General features: G+C 69.2%; 2 protein-coding genes and 1 pseudogene. All 3 read left to right on the plus strand.

Going from position 1 to position 2,688, the window contains the following annotated elements; all coding sequences use genetic code 11:
* The first annotated feature begins 144 nt into the window (after positions 1-144).
* The 3 genes and pseudogenes from AB0H83_RS51695 (at position 145) to AB0H83_RS51705 (ending at position 2,676) form a co-directional block, all read left to right on the plus strand.
* A pseudogene (locus AB0H83_RS51695) lies at positions 145-862 on the plus strand (IS6 family transposase).
* Positions 863-1,019: 157 nt separating this feature from the next.
* Entirely contained in the window at positions 1,020-2,423 is a 1,404-nt protein-coding gene (locus AB0H83_RS51700; RefSeq protein ID WP_360111395.1) for an NAD(P)/FAD-dependent oxidoreductase, read from the plus strand.
* A 46-nt stretch (positions 2,424-2,469) separates the two neighbouring features.
* Positions 2,470-2,676, plus strand: coding sequence for a hypothetical protein (locus AB0H83_RS51705; protein WP_360111398.1), 207 nt, complete (start codon positions 2,470-2,472; stop codon positions 2,674-2,676).
* Positions 2,677-2,688 lie beyond the last annotated feature (12 nt).

A 2,688-nucleotide genomic window follows, 5' to 3' on the forward strand; every position in this document is an offset into this window, starting at 1 on the left:
TCTGCATGAAGGCATGTCCGGCGATGATTACCTGTGCTGTGTTGTCCGTTCGCAGCCCGCGCATCGATCTCAACCGGTGTTTGAGCCGGCTGTGAGGCTCCGTTGCATTGAGCGTTGGCAAGATCGAGGCAAGCTTGAGCGGTGATGTCATCGATCCGTCCTGGCCCGTGGCTGCCTGCGAAGTCGGCGTTCGCCGGGTTCCGGTTCCCGCCCGAGGTCATCGTCGTCGCCGTGCGCTGGTATCTGCGCTACAACCTCTCCTACCGCGACGTCGAGGAGTTGCTGGTCGAACGCGGCGTGGAGGTCGACCACGTCACCGTCTACCGGTGGGTCCAGCGGTTCACACCACTGCTCGCCGACGCCGCCCGGTTCTGCCGGCACTCACCAGGCGACAGGTGGCACGTCGACGAGACGTACGTCAAAGTCAACGGGGGTCTGGCGGTACGTGTACCGGGCGGTCGACCAGTACGGGCAGGTCATCGACGTGCTGGTCTCGGCCCGCCGTGACGCCGACGCGGCCCGGCGGTTCTTCCGCCGGGCGCTGTCGGTGTTGAAGGTGACACCCAGCGAGGTGGTCACCGACGCCGCCGCGGTCTACCCCGGCGTCCTCGACGAGCTGATCCCGTCGGCGTGGCACCACGTCGAGCGGTACGCCAACAATCCGATCGAGGCTGATCACAGTCGGCTGAAGCACCGGTTGAGACCGATGCGCGGCCTACGAACGGACAACACGGCACAGGTGATCATCGCCGGACACGCGTTCATGCAGAACCTCCGCCGCGGACACTACGAACTCGCTGTCGACGCCCCGCCGGCTACGCGGGTCGCGGCAGCGTTCGCCGAACTCGCCCACGCGATCTGACCGCGGACCCGACACGGGTTCAACGCGTCCGCCGATCCCACAACGCAACGGCGCCGATGCTGTGGATGATGAATCTTGACAAGATTGGAGCCTTGGCCGCTGTCACAAAGTAGGTGTCTGCTCTGTCATAGCTGCTGACAGCGAGAGACAGGGGACGATGGTGCGGACGGTCCTGATCGTCGGCGGCGGGTATGCCGGCTTCTACACCGCCTGGAAGCTGGAGAAGAAGCTCCGCCGGGGCGAGGCGCGCGTGATCGTCGTTGACCCGCGGCCGTACATGACCTATCAGCCGTTCCTGCCCGAGGTGATGGCCGGCTCGGTCGAGGCGCGGCACGCCGCGGTCTCGCTGCGCCGGCACCTGAAGAAGACCGAGCTCATCGCCGGGCGGGTTACCAGGATCGACCATGCGCACAAGACAGTCACCGTGCGTCCCGCGGTGGGAGACTCCTACCCGCTGGAATACGACATCATCGTCGTGACCGCGGGCGCGGTGACCCGTATTCTCGCGATCTCGGGCGTGGCCGACCACGCGATCGGCATGAAGCACGTCGAGGAGGCCGTCGCGATCCGCGACCGGCTGCTGACCGCCTTTGACCAGGCCGCCGGGCTCCCGCCCGGCCCGCTGCGCCGGAAGCTGCTCACCGTCACGTTCGTCGGCGGTGGCTTCTCCGGCGTCGAGGGCTTCGGCGAGCTGCTGGCGCTGGCCAAGGCGCTGGTGCGACGCTACCCCGAGCTGAGCCCAGCTGATCTGAGCTTCCACCTGGTGGAGGCGCGCGGCCGGATCCTGCCCGAGGTGACCGACAAGCCCGGCGCATGGGTGGTGCGCTCGCTGGAGAAGCGCGGCGGGCACGTGCACCTGAACGCCCAGATCCTCTCCGCGATCGACGGCCACGTGGTGCTGTCCACCGGCGAGGAGTTCGACTCCGAGCTGATCGTCTGGACCGTCGGCAACGCCGCGAACCCGATGGTGCACAACCACACCGACCTGCCCATCGACCAGCGCGGGATGCTCGTGGTCCGGCCCGACCTGCGGGTCGGCACCGACGAGGCGCCGGTGCCGGACGCGTGGGGCGCCGGCGACGACGCAGCTGTCCCCGACCATGCCGCGGAGAAGCCCGGCGCGGCGACCGTGCCCAACGCGCAGCACGCGGTGCGGCAGGGCAAGTTGCTGGCCAGGAACCTGATCGCCACGCTGCGCGGGCGGGGGCCGAAGCCGTACGTGCACCACAGCCTCGGCGTGGTTGCCACGCTCGGCCTCGGCCGCGGCATCTTCCAGTTCCACCGCCTGGTCATCAAGGGCTTCCCGGCCTGGCTGATGCACCGCGGCTACCACGTGCTGGCGGTGCCGACCTGGGAGCGGAAGTTCCGGGTGCTCGCGGTCTGGGTGACCGCCGTGCCGTTCGGCCGGGACATCGTCTCGCTGACCGCGGTGCAGCACCCCCGGGAGGCGTTCCTGGCCGGTGCCGGCCCGCGCGTACCCGCACCCGCCGCGGCATCACACGAAGCGGGGACGGGTGCTGTGGACGCGAGTGTGCTGGCGGGCGATGCCCCGCGTTCATGACGACGTCGTACGCCGGCTCGCCGCCGCCTGCCACACGGGTGACGTCATGGCGATCGAGGCCGTCCTCGATCGGGACGCCGTCGCCGTGTGCGACGGCGGCGGCGTACCCGCTCCGATCGGTCCCGTGCGCGGAGCAGCCGAGGTCGCCTGGCTGCTCTGTGCCCTGCTGTCCGGAATCGATCTGACGATCGAGAGTGTCAACGGCGCGCCGGCTTGGCGGTCCGCAGGGTCGGCACAGCCGTGGCAGCCGTGATCGCCGTCAGCC

Source organism: Dactylosporangium sp. NPDC050688 (assembly GCF_040654515.1).
In the GTDB taxonomy this organism is placed as follows: domain Bacteria; phylum Actinomycetota; class Actinomycetes; order Mycobacteriales; family Micromonosporaceae; genus Dactylosporangium.

Coding starts and splice junctions, on each gene's coding strand:
- AB0H83_RS51700 (WP_360111395.1), top strand. CDS start 1,020: ATGGTGCGGACGGTCCTGATCGTCGGCGGCGGGTATGCCGGCTTCTAC.
- AB0H83_RS51705 (WP_360111398.1), top strand. CDS start 2,470: ATGGCGATCGAGGCCGTCCTCGATCGGGACGCCGTCGCCGTGTGCGAC.